This is a genomic window from Pseudomonas sp. lyk4-R2A-10 (genome assembly GCF_030209075.1).
Classification (GTDB): domain Bacteria; phylum Pseudomonadota; class Gammaproteobacteria; order Pseudomonadales; family Pseudomonadaceae; genus Aquipseudomonas; species Aquipseudomonas glycinae.
In genome coordinates this window covers 1-25,122 of the sequence record NZ_JARVSR010000018.1, presented here as the reverse complement: position 1 = coordinate 25,122, position 25,122 = coordinate 1, and the positions used below count along the sequence as shown (strand labels likewise).

The following is a 25,122-nucleotide window of genomic DNA, read 5'->3' as shown; positions in this document are numbered from 1 at the left end:
TTTGCATCATAGGAGTTTTGCACCGCCGTTCAAGCACGGCACCGGCAGAGTGAGAACCTCACCCCTTTATTTCACCCTTGCGAATGGCAATTTTGATGGCCTGAGCAGTGGTGGCCACGCCCAGATGCCGACGCGCCGAACGCAGGTGATTTTCCACCGTGCGCCCGGACAAGCCGAGTGTGGCGGCGATGTCGGCCTGCCGGCGACCGGCGGCGACCCACGCCAGCACTTCGCGCTCGCGGGTCGAGAGTTTTCCGGCCGTCTCGTCCAGCGGCGCTTCGAGCAAGCGTCGGGCGGAGAAAAACGCCACCGAGGCGAGCATGCCCAGCGCCAGACGAACCCGCGCCGAGGCATCGATCTGTTCGCCACCCAGACTCATGGCGCCTTCAAGCCCTTGTGGACCGAAGACCGGAATCTGCAATCCATGCACGCCCGGGCCGCTTGGCACGCGAACCAGCCGATACAGTTCGCCGCTCTGCTCCTGCACCTTGCTCCAGAAGAACGATTCGCGGGCGTCCAACAGGTGGCGAGTCACTGGGCAGCGCTGAACGTAGGTCTGGGCGTCGACAGCGATGCCGTCGCCGAACCAGTCGCCTTCCACCCAATAAATGCGCTCGACCACGTCCTCCGACGCCGAGGTGGCGGAGAACAGGACGAACCGATCGTAACCATAGGCCCCGGCGAAACCGCGAACGGCCTTCTGGATCGCCACCAGCGTGGGCGCCGCCTCGATGTCGAGGGCGGCGCGCAAGAGTGCTTCGGCAGGTCCGGAGCTCACCCCGACGTGACCTCTTTGAGGAGCGCGGCGGCCGCCAGTTTGCCCAGTGCGTTGCCCGCCAGCGGACTGTCACCGGTCAGCAGTTTGCGATCCTGAAGCGTGGCCCCGGAAATGTCCTGGTTAGTGATTTCCACACCGAGCGCCTGCAACTGCTCGCCGAATTTCCAGGTCAGGTGGCCGGGCATGTAACCGATGTCGGGGGTTGTAGAGTCCAGGGCATCGGGAAAGGCGCAAATCCGGTAACCGTTGAAGATGCATGAGTCTTTTGTTTCACCGAGGCCGGCCGCCAGCAGCGCCGCCGGGCCGTGGCACAGGGTAATGACGAATTTGTCCTTGGCGATTGCCCATTGCAGGATCTTTTTCACGTCCTCGCTTTCCGGCAGGCCGATCAGCGCGCCGTGGCCGCCGGGAATGAACACGCCGATGTAATCAGAGTCCTCGCCCAGCGCTTCTTCGATCACCTGGGACAGCTTGAGTGGACGCTTGAACTGATCGCGGTATTGCTCGTAGAAGCCCTTCACTTCGGCGTCTTCGGAGGGCATGGCCCAGAATTCGAACTTGACCGGATTGCCCGACAGCGTCGCGACATCAAAGCCAAAACCGGCCTTGTCGAGGTGATACATCGGCAGCAGCGTTTCAACCGGGTGATTGCCCGTGGAGAACATGGTGCCGTTGTCGGTCAACAGATAGCGCTCGTCCGCGCCGATCATCAGGACCTTCCAGCGCCCGCCCTTGTAACGGTTCGGGTACTCGGCATCACTGAGATCGGATTTGGGCGAAGTGAACTGGCTGAGGGAATATGGCGAGGGGAAAAACGCGTTGTCCTCGGCCGGATCGGGGGTTGGGCGCTTGTCGTCAGTCTGCGTGGTAGCCATGGTGCTCTCCATCGAGTGGGTCAACGTCGGAGTTCATGCTAGTAAGGCGTCAGCGTTACAACAATGAGGGTTTTCCCTCAAAAGATCATGCACTGAACCTGCGGCCCCTCAATGTGATCGATAAGTGGCAGAATCCCCGCAACTGATGATTTCGGAGACCCCCAATGCTTCGCCTGTTTGAACAACGGCTCGACCCCTTCCCGCCCGACGAAGCGCCGCCACCGCCGGTCGGTCTGGCGCGATTCCTGTGGGCCTGCACCCGTGGCGCTCGCGGCTATATCCTCGCGTTGGCGCTGCTCAGTGCCGGTGTGTCGATCTACGAAGCCTGGTTGTTTTCCTTTTTGGGTCAGGTCGTGGATCTGCTCTCGACCTGGCAGGCCGGCGGCGATGTGAACGGCCAGGAGAGCCGCGTGCTGTGGGGCATCGGCATCGTGTTGCTGACCAGCGTCGGGCTGGTGGCGCTGCGCACCATGGTTCAGCATCAGGTGTTGGCGATCAATCTGCCGCTGCGTCTGCGCTGGGATTTCCATCGACTGATGCTGCGGCAGAGCCTTTCGTTCTTCTCCGACGAGTTTTCCGGTCGGGTCACGACCAAGGTGATGCAGACGGCGCTGGCCGTGCGCGAGGTGCTGTTCACCGTCATCGAAATCGCACCGGGTATCGGCGTCTATTTCATTGCGATCATCGCCCTGGCCGGCGGCTTCGCCCTGAAACTCATGCTGCCGTTCATTGCCTGGGTCGCGCTGTTCGGGCTGGCGATGCTGTATTTCGTACCGCGCCTGGGCCAGGTCGGCCAGGAACAGGCCCACGCGCGATCGTCGATGACGGGCCGGGTTTCGGACGCCTACACCAACATCACCACCGTCAAACTGTTCTCCCACTCCAAACGTGAAGCGCATTTTGCGCGGGCGGCGATGGAGGATTTCAAGCAGACCGGTTTCCGCCAGATGCGTCTGGTCAGCCAGTTCGAGATCGTCAATCAGGCGCTGGTGGTCGGGCTGATCATGGGCGCCGGCGGCTACGCCTTGTGGCTGTGGCATCAGGGCGAAGTCGGCACCGGGGCCGTGGCGGCGATCACGGCCATGGCGCTGCGCATCAATGGCATGTCGCACTGGATCATGTGGCAGATGACGTCGCTGTTCGAAAACATCGGCACGGTGCAGGACGGCATGGACACCCTGACCCGTGGCCCCAAGGTCCAGGATGCGCCGGACGCCGGCGTGCTGGTGCCTTCCGGCGGCGCCGTGGAATTCGACAACGTCAGCTTCAACTACAACGGCGAACGCCAGGTGCTCGACGGCTTGAGCCTGAGCATCCGACCGGGGGAAAAAATCGGTTTGGTGGGCCGCTCCGGCGCCGGTAAATCCACGCTGATCAATCTGCTGCTGCGCTTCTATGACGTGGATCGCGGCGAGATTCGCATCGACGGGCAAAACATCGCGCAGGTGACACAGGACAGCCTGCGCAGCGCGATCGGCATGGTCACTCAGGACACCTCCCTGCTGCACCGCTCGATTCGCGACAACATCGCCTACGGCCGACCGGACGCCACCGACGAACAGATCCAGCGTGCTGCGGCCAACGCCCAGGCCGACGGCTTCATCAACCAGCTCAGCGACCGCCAGGGCCACACCGGCTACGACACCCTGGTGGGCGAGCGCGGCATCAAGCTTTCCGGTGGCCAGCGCCAGCGCATTGCCATTGCCCGGGTGATGCTCAAGAACGCGCCGATCCTGTTGCTCGACGAAGCCACCAGCGCCCTGGATTCCGAAGTCGAAGTCGCCATCCAGGAAAGCCTCGATGAAATGATGCAGGGCAAGACCGTGATCGCCATCGCCCATCGACTGTCGACAATTGCGGCGATGGATCGACTGATTGTCATGGATGAAGGGCGAATCATCGAGCAAGGCACCCACACCGAACTGCTGGCCAAGAACGGCACCTATGCGCGGCTTTGGCAGCACCAGAGTGGCGGGTTTCTGGGTGAGGATCAGGGACTGACCGAGGCGATGGATCAGGCGTAATCCGTGCTGCCCCGGTGTTGCCGGGGCAGACGACGAGGGCTCAGACGCTCGGGTGGGTGTGGTAGATCTTGCTGACGATCGTCCACTTGCCTTCCACCTTCAGCAGGTTGAAGAAGTCGGTGAAACGGAACCCCGACACGTTGTCGGTATCGACCCGGGCACTCGCAGCCGTGCCGACGATATCGATGCGAACGATGGCGGCTTCGGCTTCGGGGGATGGACGGAACGCGCTGTCGATGACGTCATACAGATTCTGGATCGCACCGCCGACGAGCTTGCCGTCGTCAACCCCGAACATGGTCGCCTGCGCATTGAACGCGGGCTTCATCAAGGCGCTGTCAGCCTTTGCTCCCCCTTCGTTGTACTGGCTGAGCACTTCGACGATTGCGTTGTATTCCTGCACGTAAGTTGGATGGCTCACGATGAACTCCTGATTGCTGTGAATGTGTTTTTCAATCGAGCCGCCCTGCGCCGATCCGGCACGGGGCGCACAAATCAATGGTCAGCCGTTGGCCAGTCGGTGTAGCCCTTGGCGCCGCCGCCGTAGTAGCTCTCGCGTGGTGCGATGGTCAGTTCGGTGCCCCGACGCAGGCGCTCCACGAGGTCGGGGTTGGAAATGAACAGGCGCCCGAACGCCACCGCGTCAATCCGGCCCTGCGCCCGGCGCTCCAGTGCCATCTCGAGGTCGTAGTTGTTATTGCCGATGAAGGGGCCTTCGAACTGCGCGCTCAATGCATCCAGATCAACGCCATCAGGAACCGTGCGCGAGATCGCGGTGGCGCCTTCGACGAAGTGCAGATAGGCCAGATTGAGCCGGTTGAGCTGCTGAATCAGATATCCGTAGGTCGCCATGACATTGCTGTCGGGAGGTGTGTTTCCGGCATCGGGCGTGACCGGCGAAAGACGAATGCCGACGCGGTCACTGCCCCAGATCGAAATCACCGCTTCAGTGACTTCAAGCGTCAGTCGGGCGCGGTTCTCAAGGGTGCCGCCATACCGGTCAGTGCGCTGATTGGTCGAGTCACGCAGAAACTGGTCGAGCAGATAGCTGTTCGCCGAATGAACCTCCACGCCATCGAAACCGGCACGCCTGGCATTTTCAGCGGCGCGCTTGTATTGCTCGATGATGCCGGGAATCTCCGAAGTCTCCAGCGCCCGGGGCATCGACACTTCGACAAAGCCGTTCTCGGTGTAGGTACTGCCCTCTGCCTTGATCGCCGAGGGCGCAACCGGAGCGGCGCCGTCGGGCTGCAACTCGACGCTGGAAAAACGCCCCACGTGCCACAGCTGGCTGACAATCTTGCCACCTGCGGCATGGACGGCGTCCGTGACTTTTTTCCACCCCGCCACCTGCGCGTTCGACCAGATCCCCGGTGTCATGGCGTAGCCACGTCCCTGCGCCGAAATGTTGGTCGCTTCGGCAATGATCAAGCCGGCACTCGCGCGCTGTGCATAGTAAGTGGCGTGCAACTCGTTCGGCACGCCGTCTTCAGCCATCCGGCTGCGGGTCACGGGCGCCATGACAATCCGGTTGGTCAATTGCAGGGCGCCCATTTGCATGGGAGAAAAAAGATCCGTGTTGCGACTGTTATCAATCATGTTGCATACCTTCAATATCAGACCGGTCGTCTAGTAACCTGATGAAAAAAATCGCCTGTCCATCAGCAGGCGTTTACTCGTGCAGCGCCGTCAGTGCTCCTTGTGATCGTCAGGCCTTTTGTACGTCCGGGCGGGTGCGCGAAGGCTCAAGAGTCACCCTCTCCCATTTGGCGATCACCAGGGGCGCGATCGCATTGCCCAACACATTCAGGGTGGTGGTGCCGCTGTCGATAATCCTGAAGATGCCGGCGATCAGTGCCACGCCCTCCAGCGGAAGACCGGCAGACGCCAATGTGGCCGACAGGATGACGATGGCGAATCCAGGCACCCCGGCAGCACCTTTGGAGGTCAGCACCATGGTCACCACCAGCAGGATTTCCTGAGAAAGCGACAGATCGATTCCATAAAGCTGGGCGATAAAGATTGTCGCCACCCCGAGGAAGATCGAGGCGCCATCAAGGTTGAACGCGTACCCCACTGGCACCACAAAACTGACAATACGCCGTGGCACCCCGTAGTTCTCCAGCTTGCTCATCAACTGCGGCATGACCGCTGCGGAGGCAGCACTGGAGAACGCAAGAATCAACTCGTCGCGGAAATACCTGATCAACTTGAAGATGTTCTCGCCGATCAGGTAACTGATTCCTCCGAGCACTACCAATGCGAAGACGATCAGCGCCAGATAAACCACACCAATCAACTTGAGCAGGGGCAACAACGAGGCAAAACCGAAGGTAGCGACGGTCGCACCGATCATGCCGAACACCCCTATCGGGGCATAGGCCATGACGATCGAGACGATCCTGAACATCGCATCCGAAATGCCTTGGACCAGCGCAACCACAGGTGCACTTTTCTCCCTGGGCAATGCGTTGAGCGCGACACCGAACAACACCGCGAAGAACAGCACCGACAGCAGCTTCGCCTCGGACATCGCCACCAGAACGTTATCCGGAACGATGTTTTGCACAATCACAAGCGCGCCCTTCGAAGGCTCCATCGTGATGGCGGCAGCACCGTGTGCGATGCCCGAAATATCGGTGCCCGTACCGGGTTCGAAGAGGTTCGCGAAACACAGGCCGATCACGATGGCCAGGCCGGTGATCGCAAAGAAATAGCCCAGCGACTTGATGCCCATCCGGCCGAACGACTTGTTATCCCCGCCTCCGGCGATACCCAGGATCATGCAACAGAACACGATAGGCACGACCACCATCTTCATCATCTTGATGAAGATATCGCCAAGCGGTTTCAGGATCTCCGTGCTGACCCACGACTGATACTGCGGATGGGTATTGAAGTACCAACCAACGAGCACGCCAAGCAACAGCCCGGCAACGATTTGCCACACCAGGGGAATACGTTTCATGTCTAGCCTTCTTGTTGGAATGAAAGGACTGCATCAATCGGCAGTTGCTAGAGTCATGAGCTTCCAGCTCACTTGAGATCAAATGGCACAACGCCGTTGTGCCATTGCGTTTCTTACTTGGCGAAGAGCTGGCTCATATCCTTGAAGGCCTTGAATTCGAGGGCATTGCCGCAAGGGTCGAACAGGAACATCGTGGCTTGCTCGCCAACCTGTCCTCTGAATCGAATGTAAGGTTCGATCACAAATTCGGTACCGAAAGACTTGAGGCGCTCTGCCAGCGCTTCCCACTCTTCCCATCCCAGGATGATGCCGAAGTGAGGAACAGGAACGTCGTGCCCGTCGACCGGGTTGCTGTGAACGCTTTCCTGAGACGCGGTTTTCGGGTGTTCGTGAATCACCAGTTGATGCCCGTAAAAGTTGAAGTCGACCCATTGGTTGCTGGAACGACCCTCTTCCAGGCCAAAGACCTCACCGTAAAAAGTGCGGGCTGCAGCCAGGTTGTAAACGGGGATGGCGAGGTGGAATGGCGAAAGGCTCATCAGGACTCCAATACGGTTTTTGTGGTTGGTGAGCACATCGTAGGGCGACAATGACAGCAAAAAAATCAATATATATTTCTCAGAAACACAACTAATATTTGTGAATGATCAAAGAACTCAAGACCCTCATTGCCGTCGCCCGGGAAGGCACTTTCGCGGCTGCCGGCAACCGGATAGGCCTCACACAGGCGGCGGTGAGCGCCCAGATTCAACGCCTGGAAGCCGAGCTCGGCTTTGAAATATTCGACAGAAAAGGACGCACGGCCCACCTCAACAGGATGGGCCAGCAAGTCCTGCTTCAGGCGCAGGAGCTGCTTCGTCTTTACGACAACCTGGGATCGACCACCGTCGGTCTTTCCACCCGCATTCTGGTCAACGTCGGCGCAATCGCCTCTGTCCAGCGATCGTTTCTCCCGGACGCACTCGCCAGGTTTCACCAACAGTGCCCGGAATGCCGAACGCGTGTCGTGCCCGGTCTTTCCATGGAGCTGGTGAACCTGGTGGATACTGGCGAAATCGACATGGCGGCGATCATTCGGCCGCCCTTCTCGCTTCAAAGCGATCTGCGCTGGACCACACTGGCGCTTGAACCCTACCGTCTGATCGTGCCCAAGGACGTACCGGGAGAAGACTGGATCGAACTGCTCTCAAGCCTGCCGTTCATTCGCTATGACCGCTCTTCATTCGGCGGCAGGCAGGTCGATCGTTTCCTGCGACAGATGCATTTCACTTTGCGTGAAGTCTCTGAGCTGGATGAGCTGGAGGCCATCATCAGGCTGGTGGAAAATGGCGTAGGGGGCGCGCTCGTGCCGCAGACGGCCACCCATCAGCAATGGCCGTCAGGTGTGCGGGCGCTTGATCTCGGCCAACACACGTTCCATCGTGATATCGGACTGGTGCACAGGCCTCGGCGAAGTTTCACCGAGCCTGTCAGGACATTGGCTGAACTTATTCTCGAGCAATTCAAGGTGGCGGCTGAGTGAGGGTCGATGGCTCACCCCTCAACAAGCCGCCCCGCAACCCACGCACGACTATACCCAAGCACCCTCCCCGCCAACCCCAGCGGAAAATGAATCACCCCGTGTGCGGTTTCCGGCAGCAGATGCACCTCCACTTCCGCCGCCCTGCCCCAACGCTCAGCCAACTCAAGCGTGTCATCCCTGAGCGGATCCAGTTGCGCAGCAAACATCAACGCTGGCGGAAAACCGGTGAAGTCACCGTACAGCGGTGACAACGGCGCCTGCCGGCGTTCTTCATCGTTCAATCCCGGAGTGAGCATTTGCAGCGCTTCAACCATCCCTGGCCCGTCCAGCAGCAAGGTATCGGGCCCGGCGTTGCGTACGCTGGGGGTTCCGGCAAGGTCGTAGACGCCGTAATACAGCAGCGCCCCGCTCACCCGTTCGAGCAGGTCCGGCCACTGTTTGAGTTGCAACAGGGTCGCGACGGCGAGATGGCCGCCTGCCGACTCGCCCACGACGATGACGGGCAGGTTCGCAAACTCGCGGCAATCATCGCTCAGCAGCCAGCGGGCCGCCGTGAGGCAGTCCTGCATGACGCCCTCGATCGGAGTCGAGACCACAAGCCGATAGTCGACCGAGACCACTGCCACGTCGCAGGCTTTCACCATGGCGATGTTGAGGGGATCGTTCATCTGCGCGTTACCGATGACCCAGCCGCCGCCATGGAAATCCAGCACTACGCCTTTGGCCTTTGTCTTGGGCCGAATAATCCGCACCGGCACTGACGCGCCGTCGACACCCACCACTTTTCGTTCAGCCTCGAGCCCGTGCTTGAGCAACTTTCTTGCGCCGCCCAATTGGCTTAGCCGCAACAGCAACTGAATCGCCCGTGGCGTGATGCGATTGCGGATACGAAAGCGCGGCAGCCGGGCAAGCTTGCGGTTGAACGCGCGCAATTGTGCCAACTCGTTATCGTCTGCGGGCCAGTCCGTTGATTTCTTCATTTCGTCCTCTTTATTCGCGAGCGTTGCGCAGAATGGAAAAATATCAGCACATTGGATCTGTTGCTGCCTGAATGCCCGGAGCAACGCAAAAAGCTCTTTGGCCGTTTGTCGCCCCGTTGATAGGAATAGGCAATGATCAAAGACAAACCGACATAGGTGAGTGTTCCTTCGATGGATACCATGAGCTGAAACCGCATTCACGGGAGTTCGTCATGACCGCCACCAAAACCCTCTTCATCACAGGCGTCAGCAGCGGCTTCGGCCACGCGCTGGCCAAGGAAGCGCTGGCCGCCGGACACCGCGTCATCGGCACCGTGCGCAGCGAAGCCGACCTGCAAGCCTTTCAGGCTCTTTCTATCGATAATGCGTACGGCGTGCTGCTGGATGTCACGGATTTCGAGCGGATCGATAGCGTCGTGGCAACCGTCGAAGCGACCCACGGCCCGGTCGATGTGCTGGTCAACAACGCCGGCTACGGCCACGAAGGCATTTTCGAAGAATCGCCGCTGGAGGACATGCGCCGCCAGTTCGACGTGAATGTGTTCGGTGCGGTCGCGGTGACCAAGGCGTTTGTGCCGTTCTTTCGCCAGCGGCGGGCGGGTCATATTCTCAATATCACGTCGATGGGCGGCACAATCACCATGCCGGGTATCGCGTACTACTGCGGCAGCAAGTTTGCGCTCGAAGGCATCTCCGATACCCTGAGCAAGGAACTGGCGCCGTTCAATATCTTCGTGACCGCCGTCGCACCGGGTTCATTTCGGACCGACTGGGCCGGCCGTTCGATGCAGCGCACGCCCCGCAGCATCGCCGACTATGACGCAAGCTTCGATCCGGTGCGCAAGGCGCGCGAAGACAAGAGCGGCAAGCAGCTCGGCGATCCGCGCAAAGCGGCGCAGGCGATGTTGCAGATCATCGCCAGCCCTGCTCCACCGGCGCATCTGTTGCTCGGCAGCGATGCATTGAGCCTGGTGCGGGACAAGCTGAAACGCGCCGCCAGCGAGATCGATCAATGGGAAGCGCTGACCCGTTCCACCGACCATTGAACGGCCCACAGAGAGAACCCGATGAAACAGGCCGACCCAAGCACTTCGCGCATGGTGCAGCTCATGGAAACGCTGGCACCGGTCGAGGGCTACAACCTCAGCGCGCTGGAGGGCGTGCGCTTCCTGCGCTCGAACCGGCCACTGACCCGCACGCCGGTGCTGTACGACCCCGGCATCGTGATTCTCTGTCAGGGCCAGAAGCGCGGGTATCTGGGCGATGACGTCTACGTGTATGACGCCCAGCATTACCTGGTGGTGTCGGTTCCGATCCCCTTCACCATGGAGACCGACGCCTCTGAAGATGAGCCGATGCTTGCGATCTATCTGCAACTGGATTTCCAGGTGGCCAGCGAGTTGATGCAGCAGGTGGATGACGTCCACGGCCCGAGCGATGCTCAACCAAAAGGCATGTTCGCCTCACCGATGGACGACACCCTGCGCGCATCGACACTGCGCTTTCTCGAAGCCATGAACATTGCGGGTGAGGCGCAGATATTGGGGCCGTCGCTGTTGCGGGAAATCTATTACCGCATCCTGACCGGCGAACAAGGCGGCTCGATGCGCGCTGCACTCAATCGACAAGGGCACTTCGGCAAGGTGACGCGGGCGATCCGCAAGATCCACAGCAGCTATCAGGAGCGTCTGGACGTCGAGCAACTGGCGCGCGAGGCGAGCATGAGCGTGCCCAGTTTTCACCTGCATTTTCGCAGCGTGACGGACGCCTCTCCCATGCAATACCTGAAATCGACGCGCCTGCATCAGGCGCGACTTTTGATGTTGCGCCATGCCATGACTGCCTCAGCGGCGGCATTCAGCGTCGGCTATGAAAGCGCTTCGCAGTTCAGTCGCGAGTTCAAACGCTTCTTCGGCCGAACGCCGCAAGCGGAGATCGAGTGGATGAAGGCAACGTATGCGTTGCCTGCGCCGTCGTCGGCCTCGGTTTATGTTTCGTCGCATTAGCCGATCAGGCATCTACAGGTGACTGCGGGGTGTCCGGGTCCAGTTGCCGACGGCGGAACTGTCCAGGTGGCTGTCCGTGGATCTGGCGAAACCGTCGGGAGAAATAAGCTTCATCCGCAAACCCACACAACCTCGCCACCTCGCCCACCGGCCGGGTTCCATTGAGCAGGTAATTGCGTGCCGCGTGCATTCTGCGTTCCAGCACCAGCTCGGTGAAGGTCTTGCCGATTTCCTTGCGCAGCCAGTGCGTGAGATAGGTCGGTGACAGATAGGTCGCCGCCGCGACCTTGATCAGATTGAGATCGGGGTCGGCAATGTTCTTGCGCAGATACTCGAACATCCGGCTCAGCGCATCCCGCCGACTGGCTTGCGCGGCATTCTCTTCTGCCAGGCGCTTGAGCGGTTCGGCATACAGGACGCACACCTTGCCCACCAGTTGCAGCAGCAATCCCTTGAGCACTTCGCGTGTACCGAACTGACGATTCTCGTCCAGGCCGCGCATCTGTTCGATCAAGCCACAGACCTCGTTGAAGTCCTCATCCCCCAGTATGAAATCCAGATGCTCCTGAAAGCGGAACGGCGACAGTTCGGGCGCCAGGAGAATTGATACCTCCTCCAGATCCATCGGGTCGCACTGCAAATGCGGCAGCAGAAAGGTCTGGGAAAAGTTGATCACCATGAAGTTGCTGTCCGCCGGATGCGGGATCACGTGCACGCGGTGCGGCAGGATGAATGCCAGCGCGTTACGCGGAAATGGACGAACCGCGTTGCCAATGTGCTGCACCGTGTCGCCGCCGAGGTTGATCTGGATCTGGAAGTATTCGTGTCGATGCGGGCTGGTCTCGGCGCGGCGACCTTTCTTGTCACGAATATAGAAGTCCATCATCTCGCTGCGTTGCTGCATGACGTAGGTGGGCACACGGCATTGTGACGTCATTTCTGGAGAATCCTCGACAGGTACTCAGGCAGGTTTTCCTGGCGTTGCCGAGTAATCGGCGTGGCTCATCTTGAAGGTTCGGCGCCAGCCCTTCAAGCAGTCATACGATGACATCAGGTTCAGTGATTTTTTACACCACCACTGCCGATGATCACTGTCCAAAAAAAGCGACCACACAGGCATTATTTTTTAATATCAAAAACAACAACTTATGAAAAAAATCGAAAAACAAAAGGAAAATTCACGGTGTGGATTTTTTTGGACAGGTTTATCCGACGCGCCCTTCTCCGGAAAAAATGATCTAACACTTTGATTGATTTCAAGAGGTTGTACGACCACTGTATTTCCCATGCAGCCCAACCTCATTCAAAAACAAAAAAGGTGCGCACGTCATGAATCTGCAATTGCTCCCCGCCGCCCCTCCCCACCCTTTACCGACGATGCCAGCCGGAAGACGTAGCTGAACGTCTGACCCTGGCCGTTTTTGCCATTGGTTTCAACTTCGATTGCCTTGCCCCCGAACAGCGGGCAACGGCGTCGGCTGTCCGCAAACAACTCGACACTTCTAACAATAACGAGGTCCACTCATGTCGAATTCGCACACATCTCAAACCACCGCGCCCCCCTTGATTGCCGCCGACAGGGACGCCGCGTCATCCCGGCGGCTGCCGACACGACGGCGCTGGTTCATGCTCTCGCTGCTGCTGATTGCGACGATCATCAACTACATCGACCGGGTGAACATCTCGATTGCCGCTCCGTTCATGGCCAAGGACCTGGGCCTGGACAAGATTGAAATGGGGCTGATCTTCTCCGCCTTTGCCTGGACCTACGCACTGGCGCTGGTGCCGGCCGGGTTTATCGCCGACCGCTTCGGCTCACGTTTTACCTACGGGGTTTCACTGATCAGTTGGTCGACCGTCACGGTGTTTCAAGGCTTTGCCACGGGATTCGCTTCGCTGTTCGGCCTGCGCCTGGCCGTCGGGGCGATGGAAGCGCCGGCGTTTCCGGCCAACAGCCGTGCGGTGACCGTTTGGTTTCCGGCGCGGGAACGGGGCATGGCCAGCAGCATCTACGTCTGCGGGCAATACCTGGGCACGGCGCTGTTTACCGGTGCCTTGCTGTGGCTGGCCACAACCTTTGACTGGCGCCATGTTTTCTACAGTACCGGCGCGCTCGGCATCATCTTCGGTGTGCTGTGGCTGTATCTGTACCGCGATCCGCTGAACTGCAAGAAGGTCAGCAAAGAAGAGTTGAAATACATCGAGGCCGGTGGCGGACTGGTCAAGAGCAGCCAGGAACGCACTCGTTTCAACTGGCGGCAGATCGCCGAGCTGTTCAGTTACCGTCAGGTCTGGGCCATTTGCATCGGCAAGTTCGCCAGCACCTCGGCGCTGTACTTCTTCCTCACCTGGTTCCCGACCTATCTGATTGAAGAACGCCATCTGACCACGATCAAGGCCGGGATCTTTGCCGTGATGCCCTTCGTGGGCGCAACGGTCGGCATCCTGCTCGCCGGCATCGTCTCCGACTTGTTGATCCGTCGTGGTTATTCAATGTCTTTCGCCCGGAAACTGCCGCTGGTGGTCGGGTCGATGCTGGGCATGTCGATCGTGCTGGTGAACTTCACCGACTCGAACGTCATCTGCATCGCCGTGCTGACCATTGCCTTTTTCGCTCAGGGCATCGCGTCGTCCTCGTGGGCGGCGGTGTCGGAGGTGGCGCCCAAGGAACTGATCGGGCTGACCGGCGGGATCACCAGCCTGGCCGCGAACATCGGCGGCATCGTCACTCCGATCGTGATCGGCGCCATCGTCCACGCCACCGGCTCGTTCGCCTGGGCGTTCTGGTTCATTGGTGCCGTGGCGCTGATCGGCACCCTCTCCTATTCCTTGCTGCTCGGTCGCCTGTACCGCATCGAGTTGAAAACGCGCTGAAGCCAGAACAACCGGTTTCTCCAATTTGAGGCGGCTTTCGTCCAACTTCGCCAGCGTTTGCCGCCGTACGCTTACCTTTCACACAGGACTTGCAGCAGGATGAACATGACCGAATACGTCTTTACCCCGGATCTGCCAGTGACCTTGCCGGTTGTCGGCAGCGAGCAACGCTTTCCCGTCGGACGCGTGTTCTGCGTCGGCCGCAACTACCCGTGGCCGGACACCCTGGGCCAGCCGCGCCAGCCGCCGGTGTTCTTCATGAAACCGGCAAGCACTGTGGTGGACGCCGTCGGTGAAGTGACCTTCCCGTCACTGACCGAAGAGTTTGCCCATGAAATCGAGCTGGTCGTGGCCATCGGCGAAGGCGGCGCGCAGATCCCCGAAAGCCAGGCGCTGGCCTATGTCTGGGGGTACGCCGCCGGACTGGACCTGACCCGCCGTGACGTACAGCGACTGGCCAAGCGCGACGGTTTGCCATGGGAAGGTGCCAAGGTGTTTGAAGGCGCCGCACCGATGACCGCCATTGTGCCGGTCACTCGGACCGGTCGGCTCGAAGGGGAATTATGGTTGAGCGTGAACGGTGAGGAACGCCAGCGCGATCGACTCGACAGCCAGATCTGGTCGGTGAGTGAAGTCATCAGCCGCATCTCGCAATCCGTCACACTCAAGGCCGGCGATCTGATCATGACCGGCAGCCCCGCCGGCGTCGATGTCTTGCAACCCGGCGACGTCATCAGCGCCGGGATCGACGGCATTGGCCAACTCGAAATGCGCGTCGGCCCCCGGCCTTGAATCTGTCCTTAAGTGATTGAAAAAAGGAGAACAACAAAATGTCTGACACTCAATCCTTGAAAGTGGCCCTGGTGACCGGCGCCGGCAGCGGGATCGGCCGTTCCGTAGCCCTGGGCCTGCTGGCCGACGGTTACACCCTGGTGCTGGCCGGGCGCCGGCCCGAACCCTTGCAGGCCTTGGTCGATCTGGCGGCCGGCGAAGGACGCGAAGCCTTGGCGGTGCCCACCGATGTACGCGACCCCGCCAGTGTCGACCAGCTGTTTGCAACCATTGCCGAGGTCTACGGACGCCTGGACGTGGTCTTCAACAACGCCGGGGTCAATGCCCCTGCCGTGCCGCTGGACGAACTGACCTTCGAGCAGTGGCGAAACGTGATCGACACCAACCTCAATGGCGTTTTCCTCTGTGCCCGTGGCGCGTTCGGGCTCATGCGCCGGCAACAGCCACAGGGTGGCCGCATCATCAACAACGGTTCGATTTCGGCTCACACCCCGCGTCCTTTCAGCAGCGCGTACACCGCCAGCAAACACGCGGTACTGGGATTGACCAAATCGCTGGCGCTGGATGGTCGGGACTTCAATATCGCCTGCAGCCAGATCGATATCGGCAATGCCTTGACCGAAATGTCGGTACGCATGACCAAAGGCGTGCGCCAGGCCAACGGCAGCATCGCCGTGGAGCCGATGGTCGACGTCAAGCATGTCGCCGACGCCGTGCGTTACATCGCCGGCCTGCCCCTGTCGGCCAACGTCCTGAACATGACCGTCATGGCGACTGCCATGCCGTTTGCCGGCCGTGGTTGAGCCGGCTTTTTTATTGCGTAAGTGAGGTTTACATGAAGCCAGAAGTCTTGCAGCTCAGCCCGATCCTGATTCCGCAAATCAATGCCCGTCTCGGCGAACTGTTCACGATCAGGCGTTATTTCGAGCAGGCCGACAAAGCGGCGTATTTGCAGGAACACGGCGCCAACATTCGCGGCGTGATCACCGGTGGTCACACGGGCATCAGTCAGGCGTTGATGGCGCAACTGCCCAAACTGGAAGTGGTGGCGGTCAACGGTGTCGGCACCGATGCAGTAGACCTGGCCTACGCCAGGGATCGCGGAATCCGCGTGACCGCGACCATCGGCGCACTGACCGAAGACGTGGCCGACCTGGCCATCGGTTTGCTGATCGCCGTGTGTCGTGGGCTGTGTACCAGTGACCGTTACGTGCGCTCGGGCCAGTGGCCGCAAAGCCCGACCCCATTGGCACCGCTGCCTTTGGCGCGGCAAGTGTCCGGCATGCGTATCGGCATCGTCGGCATGGGCCGGGTTGGCCGAGCGGTCGCCACTCGCGCTGCCGCGTTTGGCTGTCCGATCAGTTACACCGACCTGCAACCGATGAGCGATGTCAGCCACACCTTCATCGCCGACCTCAAGCAATTGGCCCGCGACAGTGATGCCCTGATTCTCGCGGCAGCCGCCGACAAGGCCGAGGCCATCATCGATGCCTCCGTGCTGCAGGCTCTGGGCAAGGGCGGCTACCTGATCAACGTCGCCCGAGGAAAACTGGTCAACGAAACCGATCTGGTGGCGGCCCTGACGGCTGGCGAGATCGCGGGTGCGGCGCTGGATGTTTTCGTCGACGAGCCTAACGTGCCTGAAGCCTTGTTTGCCCAGGAACAAGTGGTGCTGCAACCACATCGCGCCAGCGCGACCCTGCAGACCCGCACCCGCATGGGCGAGATGGTTGTGGCGAGCCTGGTGGACAGTTTTGCCGGAAAGACTCCGCAAGGATGTGTGACCGGCTGAGCCTCACAGTCATCGGGGGCCGCTGCCCCCGATGATGGATTTCAGACCCGATCGGACTACAACGTGTAGGAAATGCCGACCTGCACCGTTCTCGGTGCCCCTGGATAGGCGTAGACGTTACCGAATGCGCCCTCGTCGTAGTCCCGGTCAAACAGGTTCTTCAGGTCGAGATTGAGACGTAACTTGTCATTGACCTTGTAGTAGCTGAGCAGGTCGACAACGGTGTAGCTCCCCATCGAAAATGCAGTGTTGGCCGTTTGACCCGCGCGCTCATCGACATATTTGACGCCTGTCCCCAGACCCAGACCACTGAGGGCACCGTCCTGGAACTCATAGACGTTGAGCAGGCTGAAGCTGTTTTTCGGGATGTTCATCAGTCGCGTGCCGGAGCGGATCACGTTGTCCTTGGTCACCTCGGCATCGACGTAGGCGTACCCCCCGATGACACGCCACTCGGGGGTCAGATTGCCGGCAACATTGAGGTCAAACCCTCGACTGCGCACTTCCCCGGCAGCCACGCTGAACGTCGAGTCCACCGGGTCAGTGGTCAGGACATTACGCTTTTCAATCTGATAGATCGCCGCGTCAACACTCAGCTGATGATCCAGCGCTTCCCATTTGATGCCCATCTCCCAGGACTTGCCTTTCTCTGGTTCAAAGCCGCCACCCTGCCGACTCGCGCCGGTATTGGGCTTGAAGGAGCGCGCGGTGTCCGCGTAAATCGCGAGGGTGTCAGTCAGGTCGTAGGTCACACCGACGCGGGGCGTGACGGCATTGTCACTGGCCTGCCAGTTCTTGCCGCCGGGCACGTAGGTTTCGTAGTCGTGTTCAAAGCGTTCAAAACGTGCCCCGGCCAGGACTTTCAGCCGATCGGTCAGGGCCACCTGGTCCTGTACGAACGCGGCGTAGGTCTTGAGGTTTTCCTTGTCGTGGGTCGGGGTGCGTGTCAGTGCCGGACGGGGCTGCCCATAGACCGGATTGAAGATATCGATCGGATAGGCACTCACCGCGCCGCTGGAGCGCTGGATGATCGACTGGTAGTCGTAATCTTCGTATTCGATACCGGTCAGCAATGTGTGCTGCAGGCCGCCGGTGGAGAAGTGACCGGTCAGGTTGAGTTGGGTGTCCTTGTCCGTCCACTCCAGCTTGCGGTAGTTGAAATTTCGTCCCAGAGTCCGGCCGTCGGCGGCAATGCCGTTGGCTTCAATGGCATTGCCCTGCAAGGTACCGTCGAGCCACTGGAAGCCACCGCCGAGCGTCCAGTCCTCATTGAGCACATGCTCGAAGCGCAATTGCGCCATGTTGTTGTCGTTGTGCAACTTGCCGGCGTCCGGTTCACCGAAGAAGGTGTCGCGGGAGGCGGTGCCGATCTGCCGGGGATAACGCGTCGCGCCCCGGTCCAGCGGATGGTTGTTGCGCATGAAGTCACCCTCGAAGATCACTCGGGTGTCATCGCTGGCTTGCCAGGTCAGCACGGGGGTCACGCCGTAGCGTTCGGTTTCGACGTGATCGCGGAAGGTATCGCCGCCCTCGCCCACCACGTTCAGGCGATAGGCCAGACGCCCCTCTTCATCGAGCGGACCGGAAGCATCCAGGGTGCCGCGGCGCATGCCTTGGTCATTCAGCTGGCTGCCGAGTGTGACCGTACGCTCGGGCAACGGTTGTTTGGAAACGACATTGAAGGTGCCGCCCGGATCACCACGGCCGTAGAGCATGGTCGCCGGCCCGCGCAGGACTTCCAGACGCTCGATGGTGTTGGCATCCGGCATGTTCGGATAACCGCGGTTGATCGGGAAACCATTACGGTAGAACTCGCCGGTGGTAAATCCGCGCACGGTGAACGTGGTCAGTCCCTGGCCGCCGAAATTGTTGGCTCGCCCTACTCCGCCCGCGTAATCCAGTGCGTCCTGCAGCCGGGTAGCACCGATGTCTTCGACCGCATCTTTGGTGACGACACTGATCGACTGCGGGGTTTCATGGATCGAGGTATCGGTTCGGGTGGCGCTGGCCGAACGGGTCGCGCGATATCCGTGTACCGGGCCGTCCGCTCTTTCGTAATCCGCGGTACCGACCACGTCGGTTGCATCCAGCTCCAGCGCTGACGCCGTTGAATCGGAGGGCTCGGCCCATGCAAAAGGAGACAACGCTTGCAACACACAGATGGACAGCAGAGTTCGACGCATGGGGGGAGAACCTTACGGATAGGCCAGAACGAAGGGGATAACTGCCAGCAAAACGCGGCGGATGGTATACCACTCGCCGCGCAATTGATAGGCATTCCCATTCGTTTGTGCAGCTGACTCTCGACCACTTGCGTCTATTGCTTTCTCACACGCTCAGAAGGCGCTTCGTGGTCGCCATAGACGTACTCAACGATTGCCCCGTGCGTTGCAGTTTGTTCAGCAGACTGGCCCCCAGCCACAGCTGATACAGGGTTTCAGCCAGTTGCCGAGCATCGCCCTCAGGCAAGCTTTTTTCGACCTGGCCCTGTTCGATGCACTCGGTGATGCGCGCCACCACTCGCTCGGTGCCATCACGCAAGGTCAGGCGCATGGTTTCGGAAAGGTCGGCCACCTCGGCGCTAAGTTTCACCACCAGGCATTCGTCGCCATGGCCTTCCAGGGTGCAACGATCCTGCCAGCCTTGCCAATAATCCATCAGCCGTTCATGGGCGCTCAGGCCGGGCAGCGTCAGGCGTCGCTCCATGTCGGCCAGATAGTCGACGAAGTAATCCTCGAGCAAGGCCTGGCCGTACAGTTCCTTGGATTTGAAGTAGTGATAGAACGAGCCCTTGGGCACGCCGGCGGTCTGCAGGATCTCGTTCAGGCCGACACTGGTGAAGCCTTTCTCGGCCATCATCCGGTGGCCGGTGTCGAGCAAATGTTGGCGGGTGTCGTCGTAGGTCGGTTTCATGGGGCACGAATTACCAGGCAATAGACCAGTCGTTTATCTCAAAGGAACGCGAGTTTGCCACAGCTGTCCATGAAAAACCTTCGAAGAAAAAATTACTAGACGACTGGTCTAATTGGAAACTATGCTGCGCCCCGACAAACCTTTTCCCGGTGTCGATCCTGTGCGAATCCCTTGCTCATGAACGCCGCCAGACCAACCCAGGGTGCTCTATGAAAATCTTGATGGTTTTGACTTCCCACGATCAACTCGGCAACACCGGCAAGAAAACCGGCTTCTGGCTCGAAGAGTTCGCCGCCCCCTACTACGCCTTCAAGGACGCCGGTGCCGACGTCACACTGGTTTCGCCCGCTGGCGGCCAGCCGCCGCTTGATCCGAAGAGCGACGAGCCCGACGCTCAGACGACTGAAACCGATCGCTTCCGCCAGGACCCTGAGGCCCAACAGGCACTCGCGAGCACCGGCCGCCTGGCCGACGTCCGCGCCGAAGATTTCGATGCCGTGTTTTATCCAGGTGGCCATGGCCCGCTCTGGGATCTGGCCGAAGACAAGCATTCGATTGCCCTGATCGAAGCCTTCGCGCGCAGCAACAAGCCCCATGGTTTTGTCTGCCACGCACCTGGGGTACTGCGTCATGTGGTCGATACGGACGGTAAACCGCTGATCCAGCATCGCGAAGTGACCGGTTTCACCAATTCCGAAGAGGCTGCCGTCGGTTTGACGGATGTCGTACCTTTCCTGATCGAAGACGAGTTTCAGCGTCTTGGCGGTCGCTATTCCAAAGTTGCCGACTGGCAGGTTCATGTAGTGACTGATGGAAAACTGGTGACCGGCCAGAATCCTGCCAGCTCGGCAGCTGTCGCCGAAAAACTGCTGAAGCTGCTGGGCTGAAGCTTTCCGCTACATCCTCGAACAACTGATCCGGACACCGTGTGTGCGTTGCACGGTGTTCTTTTTTCGCCACCTGAATAGTCGACTGGTCTAATAAGGCCATGAACAATGGTATTTCCATGAACCACAGCAGTTTCTTTACACCCGTCACCCTGGGCCGCCACATCCTGAAAAACCGCATAGTCCTGCCGCCCCTCACCCGCCAGCGCAGCACCCAACCTGGCAATGTCGCCAATGAATTGATGGCCGAGTATTACCAGCAACGTGCCGGTGCCGGTTTGCTGGTGACTGAAGGCACCCAGATCGAGCCTCGTGGGCAGGGATACGCCTGGACTCCAGGCATTCATACACCCGAACAAATCGTCGGGTGGCGCAAGGTCACCGAGGCTGTCCACGCCAGTGACGGCGTAATTTTCGCGCAGCTATGGCATGTCGGTCGCGTATCCCATACTGCCCTGCAACCCAATGGCGACGCACCGGTGTCGGCCTCCGCCATCGCCACCGACCGGGTCAGTGTGTTCATCGAAACCGCGCCCGGTGTGGGCGCTCTGGTTCCGCCGTCCGCGCCTCGAGCGCTGACCACCGATGAAGTCCAGGAACTGGTTCAGCTATACATCCAGGCGGCGCGCAATGCCATGGACGCCGGTTTTGACGGTATCGAACTGCACTGCGCCAATGGTTATCTGGTAAACCAGTTCATCTCCGCCCACAGCAACCTGCGCACCGATCAGTACGGCGGTTCGTTGCACAATCGCCTGCGTTTTCTGCGCGAAGTAGTCGCCGGGGTCGCCAAGTGCATCGGCAAGGAAAAAGTCGGTGTGCGCTTCGCGCCGCTGTTCACCACCACCGATGAAGCGCGGACTTACCTGGGCATGGTCGAGGAAGATCCGCACACCACTTACATCGAAGCGATCAAGGTGCTGCAAGACGTCGGCATTGCTTACCTGTCTATTGCAGAAGCCGACTGGGACGACGCGCCAGTGATGCCGCAAACCTTCCGTCGAGCGGTGCGCGACACCTTCGGCGGCGCGATCATTTACGCGGGTCGCTACAACGCCGAAAGCGGTGCACGCTTGCTGGAATCAGGACTGGCGGATCTCGTGGCTTTCGGTCGTCCGTTCATGGCCAATCCGGACCTGCCCGCGCGCATCGCCAATGACTGGCCGCTGAATTCGCTGAACCCGGCTACGGTGTATGGCGGTGATGCCGAAGGCTATGTGAATTACCCGGTGTACGCAGAGTAGCTTTCGTTGCCAACACTTTTCGCAAGCCCGTTCCGGCACGCCCCTTTGGCTTGATACAGCGCCTGATCTGCCGCAGCGATCAGGCCTTGTACCGTGTCCAGTTGCGACCCTGTGGCGGCCGCAATGCCGATGCTCACACTCACAATGCCAACCAAGTTGCGTCCCATGTCCTATTCGCGGAAAGCGTAACGGATCGGCAGCGTGCCGTCGGTGTAGGACAAGCCGACGGCGCCCTCCTGTCCTACATCGTGCTGGCCGAACAGACGCAGAAAGTTTTCCACTCCCAAGGTGACCGCCACCACACCGGCAAACTCACCGCAAGCGTCATTGAAACGCCGGCTGATGGTGATCACCCATTCCTGATTCGAGCGACTACGGATGGGCGGGCCGATGAAGGGCTCGCGGGATGGATCATCGCGGTGTGAGTGAAATAGATACGGTCGCTGCTGTTGGCACCGACAGGAATCGGCCGATTGGATGACATCAACCAATGACCTTTGTTGTCGTAGATAGTGATGCCACTCAGCTGCGGCATCAGCGGTCGCTGCCCGTTGATCAAAGTATTGAGCCGTTCGATCTGCGCCGGACCACTGCCCTCGGTTTCCAGGCGCTCGACGAGTCCGAGCAGAAGTAGCGAGCTCTGCCGGACAATGCCTTCGGAATACGTCGCAAGTGCCTGCGTCAGGTTCAACCCATGGACGTTCACCTCGTCAAGTGCTCAATCTCAGGAACCCAGCACCTTCCAGATCGTGAGCGATGCCAGTGAGCAGCCGATAACCAACAGCAAAAGCATTACAAGGTGAGTATCACGCTTCACATCAGTACCTTATGCAGAGTCCGGTTTCCGTTGACACTGTTATTTGACCGGGGCATTACATCGACCGCGCGTCCTTGTCAGCACGTCAGCCGCGGTGCTGTCATTCTGGTTTTGCGCAAGAATCCGAAATACCCCGGACGACGACAGGCGACGCGAGAACGTCCTGCCGTCCCTCGTCTCGACTAGACGATTTTCAAAGCCTTGAGAATCACCAGCGTACTCTCGGCAAACGCTTGGGCCTGCACGGTCAGTTCGGCAAGGTTTTCTTCCGCGGTGGTCAGGGCCCTGCCGTCCTTGAGGAGACCTTCGCCCTGGCCGCCGATGATGCCCCACGCCAGTTGCGCCCATTCATCCGGGTGTTTTTTGCCTTGCTTGATCGATATCAGGAACAACTGCTGGAAGCGGCTGACCGTCACGCCACCACCGGTCACCGGACTCGCCAGGGTCTGAATCTTGTTGCCATACAACGAACGCTTGCACAGCTGCAGGTTTAGGGTATTGCAGCGGGCCTGCACCAGCTTTTCGGCCGCCTCGCTCTGACAGGGCGCCACGACGCTCATGCCGATCAGCACGTTGAGGGCCTGTTCCACGTCGCCGTAGGCCAACGGGGAGACGAGATCCAGCAAATGCCGCAAGGTTTTCGGCACATAAGCGTCATCCGCCAGCGCTGCGAGTACCGGGCCATAGATCTCTGCCTGCAGTGTCGCTGCGCCCGCCGGACCGGTGACGTTGGCCGGCACGCTGTCGGCTGCCTGCAACAGGACGAAGCGCGTGCTGAGCATCCGCTCACGGTGCTCGGAGGCGGACAGCCTGTTGGCGCCACGCACATAAAGATCCCGGCGGAAACTCTGGTTCACAAAGTAGTCACGCGCCTGCTCGTGCATGACGGGATGCTCGATACCTTCCAGAAAGTCCATGCCTTCAGCGCTCAGGTTGAGCGGGTCGACGGAGTCCAGCGGCACGGCTGTCGTGGCGTAATCGAGCTTGGCGGGTGCCAGGGCATCAACCACGTCGGTGAAATACATGCAGTTCCAGTCGCGGTTGAAATACTCATGGGCGACGTACTGGCGGTCCTGGCCCTTGATGCTCTGGAGCTTGGCGTCCAGACCCGGTGCGGAGTTGGCATATTTGGGGTTGGCCGCCAATAGCGCTTCGGAAAACTGCAGCGCTGCATCGATACGCTGATCCGGGCGCGCACCGGCCTGGCTGGCGAACCGGTCGTGCAGGCTGAACAGTTGGCGCAAGGGTGCCTGAGGCGACCAGCCCGGGAAGCAGTTGTAACTGACGTAGAGCAGACCACCTGGTTTGAGATGGCGACGGATGAATTCCACGATCAGCTTGTGGTTATCACGGCTGACCCAGGTCCAGATGCCATGCAGGCTGATGCTGTCGAACTGGGGCAAGTCATGACGGGCCAGCAACTGCTCGAAGCTGTCGTCATACAGTCGCGCATCGCTGCCCCAGTCGCGTGCGAGAGCGATGGCATGGGACGCCTGACCCGGGTGAAAGTCGGTACCGACATAGGTGCCCGGATTGCCCGCGGCATGGATATTGATCGAGACGCCCTGACCGAAACCCAGTTCACAGTGGTAACCGTCGGTACTCTCCAGCGTGGCGAAACCGCGCAACAGCAGACAATAACGCTGGAAAACCGGATTGATTTCCCGGCTGTACCCGTAGGTGTAACCTTCGTCCGTGAAATATCCCTCGTTCCAGGCATTGCTCATGCGTGCACCCTTTTCTTATATCGGAAGTGAAAGTCGCTCTTATACGGGGTAGTCGTGACGTATCACAAGAGGAAAAACGTCAGGCAAACGCCTCCTCCATAAACGCCTCCAGCGTTTTTTCTTCGAGGATTTCAATCGAGAAGTGGCCAAAGCGTTTAGGCAGCCAGATGATGCGTGTCCCTGCCGGCGATTGCAGGTGTTCGCGGGCCAGCGGTTTACCGTTTTCATCTTCTGGCAGCACGCCCTCGGCGACCAGTTCGTCGTAGGCTTTTTCGATGTCGGGGGTCGAATAGCAGTGACGGTAGATCATGCCCTCGCCTGCGCTATCCAGGAGCTCCCGCAGATTCCCGGCCAATGGCTGAACCAGCATGAAACGCTCCTGCCCGATCAACGCAATCGCATAACGCACATGCAGGCCGCCCCGCTCCCACACCAGCGTCCTGGAGATTCTCGCCTTTAAAATCCGCCCGTAATACGCACAGGCTTCTTCGAGGTTATTGACGAGTACATCGACGTGACTGAACTTGAGTTGCATTACCTGCCTCCTGCCGAACGGACGCTCATGGTAACCATCAACGGGCTCGCTGACACGAGCAAAAACTTTCCTGCGGGCAAAACAAAACCCCAACTGCTTTCGCAATTGGGGTTTCGGAATTTAATCTTGACGATGACCTACTCTCACATGGGGAAACCCCACACTACCATCGGCGATGCATCGTTTCACTTCTGAGTTCGGGATGGGATCAGGTGGTTCCAACGCTCTATGGTCGTCAAGAAATTCGGGTACTGACTCGTGACCGGATGGCCTCGCTTCAGCAAATTGGGTATGTGACAGCTTTCGGTGTTTTGTGAGCATCGAACTTTCGGTTCATTGCGTCTTCACACACCGCAATCTGGTTGCTCTGGTTTAGAGAGCCGACGCA

The 25,122-nt window shown here is 59.7% G+C and carries 22 protein-coding genes, 1 rRNA gene and 1 pseudogene; 10 read left to right on the top strand and 14 right to left on the bottom strand.

What is annotated here, in order from left to right; translation table 11 throughout:
- Positions 1-58: 58 nt before the first annotated feature.
- Positions 59-778, bottom strand: coding sequence for a PA1136 family autoinducer-binding transcriptional regulator (locus QRN46_RS27495; protein ID WP_011333674.1), 720 nt, complete (start codon positions 776-778; stop codon positions 59-61).
- Positions 775-1,653, bottom strand: coding sequence for a glyoxalase III HchA (gene hchA, locus QRN46_RS27490; RefSeq protein ID WP_011333673.1), 879 nt, complete (start codon positions 1,651-1,653; stop codon positions 775-777). The genes QRN46_RS27495 and hchA overlap by 4 nt, the downstream gene beginning before the upstream one ends.
- A gap of 164 nt (positions 1,654-1,817) precedes the next feature.
- On the opposite strand from hchA, the gene QRN46_RS27485 reads away from it, so the two are divergent.
- The gene (locus QRN46_RS27485) at positions 1,818-3,677 is read left to right on the top strand and encodes an ABC transporter ATP-binding protein (RefSeq protein WP_011333672.1); all 1,860 of its coding nucleotides are present in this window, start codon (positions 1,818-1,820) and stop codon (positions 3,675-3,677) included.
- A gap of 40 nt (positions 3,678-3,717) precedes the next feature.
- Here QRN46_RS27485 and QRN46_RS27480 read toward each other — a convergent pair whose 3' ends face one another.
- The 4 genes from QRN46_RS27480 to QRN46_RS27465 form a co-directional block, all read right to left on the bottom strand.
- A complete protein-coding gene (locus QRN46_RS27480; RefSeq protein ID WP_108561343.1) occupies positions 3,718-4,098 on the bottom strand; it encodes a nuclear transport factor 2 family protein in 381 nt (126 codons plus the stop codon).
- A gap of 74 nt (positions 4,099-4,172) precedes the next feature.
- Positions 4,173-5,276: an alkene reductase gene (locus QRN46_RS27475; RefSeq protein WP_285358532.1), complete on the bottom strand. Its 1,104-nt coding sequence runs from the start codon at positions 5,274-5,276 to the stop codon at positions 4,173-4,175.
- 109 nt (positions 5,277-5,385) lie between these two features.
- Positions 5,386-6,645 carry a cation:dicarboxylate symporter family transporter gene (locus QRN46_RS27470; protein WP_039771015.1) on the bottom strand — a complete coding sequence of 420 codons (1,260 nt, stop codon included), beginning with the start codon at positions 6,643-6,645 and terminating at the stop codon, positions 5,386-5,388.
- Positions 6,646-6,758: 113 nt separating this feature from the next.
- Positions 6,759-7,184: a VOC family protein gene (locus tag QRN46_RS27465; protein ID WP_285358527.1), complete on the bottom strand. Its 426-nt coding sequence runs from the start codon at positions 7,182-7,184 to the stop codon at positions 6,759-6,761.
- A gap of 104 nt (positions 7,185-7,288) precedes the next feature.
- Between QRN46_RS27465 and QRN46_RS27460 the strand changes: the two genes are divergently transcribed.
- The gene (locus QRN46_RS27460) at positions 7,289-8,167 is read left to right on the top strand and encodes a LysR family transcriptional regulator (protein ID WP_285358524.1); all 879 of its coding nucleotides are present in this window, start codon (positions 7,289-7,291) and stop codon (positions 8,165-8,167) included.
- A gap of 11 nt (positions 8,168-8,178) precedes the next feature.
- On the opposite strand, the gene QRN46_RS27455 is transcribed toward QRN46_RS27460, so the two are convergent.
- The gene (locus tag QRN46_RS27455; protein WP_285358521.1) at positions 8,179-9,147 is read right to left on the bottom strand and encodes an alpha/beta hydrolase; all 969 of its coding nucleotides are present in this window, start codon (positions 9,145-9,147) and stop codon (positions 8,179-8,181) included.
- 212 nt (positions 9,148-9,359) lie between these two features.
- Between QRN46_RS27455 and QRN46_RS27450 the strand changes: the two genes are divergently transcribed.
- The gene (locus tag QRN46_RS27450) at positions 9,360-10,193 is read left to right on the top strand and encodes an oxidoreductase (protein WP_285358519.1); all 834 of its coding nucleotides are present in this window, start codon (positions 9,360-9,362) and stop codon (positions 10,191-10,193) included.
- Positions 10,194-10,214: 21 nt separating this feature from the next.
- Positions 10,215-11,153, top strand: coding sequence for an AraC family transcriptional regulator (locus tag QRN46_RS27445; protein ID WP_285358516.1), 939 nt, complete (start codon positions 10,215-10,217; stop codon positions 11,151-11,153).
- A 4-nt stretch (positions 11,154-11,157) separates the two neighbouring features.
- Here the strand turns inward: QRN46_RS27445 and QRN46_RS27440 are convergent, their stop codons facing one another.
- Positions 11,158-12,090: a helix-turn-helix transcriptional regulator gene (locus QRN46_RS27440; RefSeq protein WP_011333664.1), complete on the bottom strand. Its 933-nt coding sequence runs from the start codon at positions 12,088-12,090 to the stop codon at positions 11,158-11,160.
- Positions 12,091-12,677: 587 nt separating this feature from the next.
- Here QRN46_RS27440 and QRN46_RS27435 point away from each other — a divergent pair.
- The 4 genes from QRN46_RS27435 (at position 12,678) to QRN46_RS27420 (ending at position 16,611) form a co-directional block, all read left to right on the top strand.
- Positions 12,678-14,027, top strand: a complete 1,350-nt coding sequence (locus tag QRN46_RS27435) for an MFS transporter (RefSeq protein ID WP_221614966.1) — start codon at positions 12,678-12,680, stop codon at positions 14,025-14,027.
- A 99-nt stretch (positions 14,028-14,126) separates the two neighbouring features.
- Positions 14,127-14,819, top strand: a complete 693-nt coding sequence (locus QRN46_RS27430) for a fumarylacetoacetate hydrolase family protein (protein ID WP_221614967.1) — start codon at positions 14,127-14,129, stop codon at positions 14,817-14,819.
- Between the two features lie 38 nt (positions 14,820-14,857).
- The gene (locus tag QRN46_RS27425; RefSeq protein WP_221614968.1) at positions 14,858-15,622 is read left to right on the top strand and encodes an SDR family oxidoreductase; all 765 of its coding nucleotides are present in this window, start codon (positions 14,858-14,860) and stop codon (positions 15,620-15,622) included.
- Between the two features lie 32 nt (positions 15,623-15,654).
- Positions 15,655-16,611 (top strand): 2-hydroxyacid dehydrogenase, encoded by a 957-nt coding sequence (locus tag QRN46_RS27420; RefSeq protein WP_011333660.1) that lies wholly within the window; start codon positions 15,655-15,657, stop codon positions 16,609-16,611.
- 56 nt (positions 16,612-16,667) lie between these two features.
- On the opposite strand, the gene QRN46_RS27415 is transcribed toward QRN46_RS27420, so the two are convergent.
- Complete coding sequence (locus QRN46_RS27415; protein WP_285358509.1) at positions 16,668-18,794, bottom strand: TonB-dependent siderophore receptor; 2,127 nt, start codon at positions 18,792-18,794, stop codon at positions 16,668-16,670.
- A gap of 145 nt (positions 18,795-18,939) precedes the next feature.
- Positions 18,940-19,524 (bottom strand): TetR family transcriptional repressor CurR, encoded by a 585-nt coding sequence (gene curR, locus QRN46_RS27410; RefSeq protein WP_285358507.1) that lies wholly within the window; start codon positions 19,522-19,524, stop codon positions 18,940-18,942.
- Positions 19,525-19,733: 209 nt separating this feature from the next.
- On the opposite strand from curR, the gene QRN46_RS27405 reads away from it, so the two are divergent.
- Both QRN46_RS27405 and QRN46_RS27400 read left to right on the top strand, forming a co-directional pair.
- On the top strand, positions 19,734-20,411 hold the full coding sequence (locus tag QRN46_RS27405; protein WP_285358504.1) for a type 1 glutamine amidotransferase domain-containing protein: 678 nt from the start codon (positions 19,734-19,736) through the stop codon (positions 20,409-20,411).
- Positions 20,412-20,530: 119 nt separating this feature from the next.
- Positions 20,531-21,655 carry an alkene reductase gene (locus QRN46_RS27400; protein WP_085605073.1) on the top strand — a complete coding sequence of 375 codons (1,125 nt, stop codon included), beginning with the start codon at positions 20,531-20,533 and terminating at the stop codon, positions 21,653-21,655.
- A 74-nt stretch (positions 21,656-21,729) separates the two neighbouring features.
- On the opposite strand, the pseudogene QRN46_RS27395 reads toward QRN46_RS27400, so the two are convergent.
- The 4 genes and pseudogenes from QRN46_RS27395 to rrf all read right to left on the bottom strand — a co-directional run.
- A pseudogene (locus tag QRN46_RS27395) lies at positions 21,730-22,361 on the bottom strand (PDC sensor domain-containing protein); the annotation flags it as partial.
- Between the two features lie 293 nt (positions 22,362-22,654).
- Positions 22,655-24,199, bottom strand: coding sequence for a methyltransferase regulatory domain-containing protein (locus tag QRN46_RS27390; RefSeq protein WP_285358501.1), 1,545 nt, complete (start codon positions 24,197-24,199; stop codon positions 22,655-22,657).
- A gap of 79 nt (positions 24,200-24,278) precedes the next feature.
- On the bottom strand, positions 24,279-24,734 hold the full coding sequence (locus QRN46_RS27385) for a VOC family protein (RefSeq protein ID WP_011333654.1): 456 nt from the start codon (positions 24,732-24,734) through the stop codon (positions 24,279-24,281).
- Positions 24,735-24,858: 124 nt separating this feature from the next.
- A 5S ribosomal RNA gene (rrf, locus tag QRN46_RS27380) occupies positions 24,859-24,974 on the bottom strand.
- Between the last annotated feature and the right edge of the window lie 148 nt (positions 24,975-25,122).

Excerpts from the sequence above, each read along its gene's own strand:
- hchA (WP_011333673.1), bottom strand. The coding sequence starts at position 1,653 with ATGGCTACCACGCAGACTGACGACAAGCGCCCAACCCCCGATCCGGCC.
- QRN46_RS27485 (WP_011333672.1), top strand. The coding sequence starts at position 1,818 with ATGCTTCGCCTGTTTGAACAACGGCTCGACCCCTTCCCGCCCGACGAA.
- QRN46_RS27475 (WP_285358532.1), bottom strand. The coding sequence starts at position 5,276 with ATGATTGATAACAGTCGCAACACGGATCTTTTTTCTCCCATGCAAATG.
- QRN46_RS27470 (WP_039771015.1), bottom strand. The coding sequence starts at position 6,645 with ATGAAACGTATTCCCCTGGTGTGGCAAATCGTTGCCGGGCTGTTGCTT.
- QRN46_RS27465 (WP_285358527.1), bottom strand. The coding sequence starts at position 7,184 with ATGAGCCTTTCGCCATTCCACCTCGCCATCCCCGTTTACAACCTGGCT.
- QRN46_RS27460 (WP_285358524.1), top strand. The coding sequence starts at position 7,289 with ATGATCAAAGAACTCAAGACCCTCATTGCCGTCGCCCGGGAAGGCACT.
- QRN46_RS27455 (WP_285358521.1), bottom strand. The coding sequence starts at position 9,147 with ATGAAGAAATCAACGGACTGGCCCGCAGACGATAACGAGTTGGCACAA.
- QRN46_RS27450 (WP_285358519.1), top strand. The coding sequence starts at position 9,360 with ATGACCGCCACCAAAACCCTCTTCATCACAGGCGTCAGCAGCGGCTTC.
- QRN46_RS27445 (WP_285358516.1), top strand. The coding sequence starts at position 10,215 with ATGAAACAGGCCGACCCAAGCACTTCGCGCATGGTGCAGCTCATGGAA.
- QRN46_RS27440 (WP_011333664.1), bottom strand. The coding sequence starts at position 12,090 with ATGACGTCACAATGCCGTGTGCCCACCTACGTCATGCAGCAACGCAGC.
- QRN46_RS27435 (WP_221614966.1), top strand. The coding sequence starts at position 12,678 with ATGTCGAATTCGCACACATCTCAAACCACCGCGCCCCCCTTGATTGCC.
- QRN46_RS27430 (WP_221614967.1), top strand. The coding sequence starts at position 14,127 with ATGAACATGACCGAATACGTCTTTACCCCGGATCTGCCAGTGACCTTG.
- QRN46_RS27425 (WP_221614968.1), top strand. The coding sequence starts at position 14,858 with ATGTCTGACACTCAATCCTTGAAAGTGGCCCTGGTGACCGGCGCCGGC.
- QRN46_RS27420 (WP_011333660.1), top strand. The coding sequence starts at position 15,655 with ATGAAGCCAGAAGTCTTGCAGCTCAGCCCGATCCTGATTCCGCAAATC.
- QRN46_RS27415 (WP_285358509.1), bottom strand. The coding sequence starts at position 18,794 with ATGCGTCGAACTCTGCTGTCCATCTGTGTGTTGCAAGCGTTGTCTCCT.
- curR (WP_285358507.1), bottom strand. The coding sequence starts at position 19,524 with ATGAAACCGACCTACGACGACACCCGCCAACATTTGCTCGACACCGGC.
- QRN46_RS27405 (WP_285358504.1), top strand. The coding sequence starts at position 19,734 with ATGAAAATCTTGATGGTTTTGACTTCCCACGATCAACTCGGCAACACC.
- QRN46_RS27400 (WP_085605073.1), top strand. The coding sequence starts at position 20,531 with ATGAACCACAGCAGTTTCTTTACACCCGTCACCCTGGGCCGCCACATC.
- QRN46_RS27390 (WP_285358501.1), bottom strand. The coding sequence starts at position 24,199 with ATGAGCAATGCCTGGAACGAGGGATATTTCACGGACGAAGGTTACACC.
- QRN46_RS27385 (WP_011333654.1), bottom strand. The coding sequence starts at position 24,734 with ATGCAACTCAAGTTCAGTCACGTCGATGTACTCGTCAATAACCTCGAA.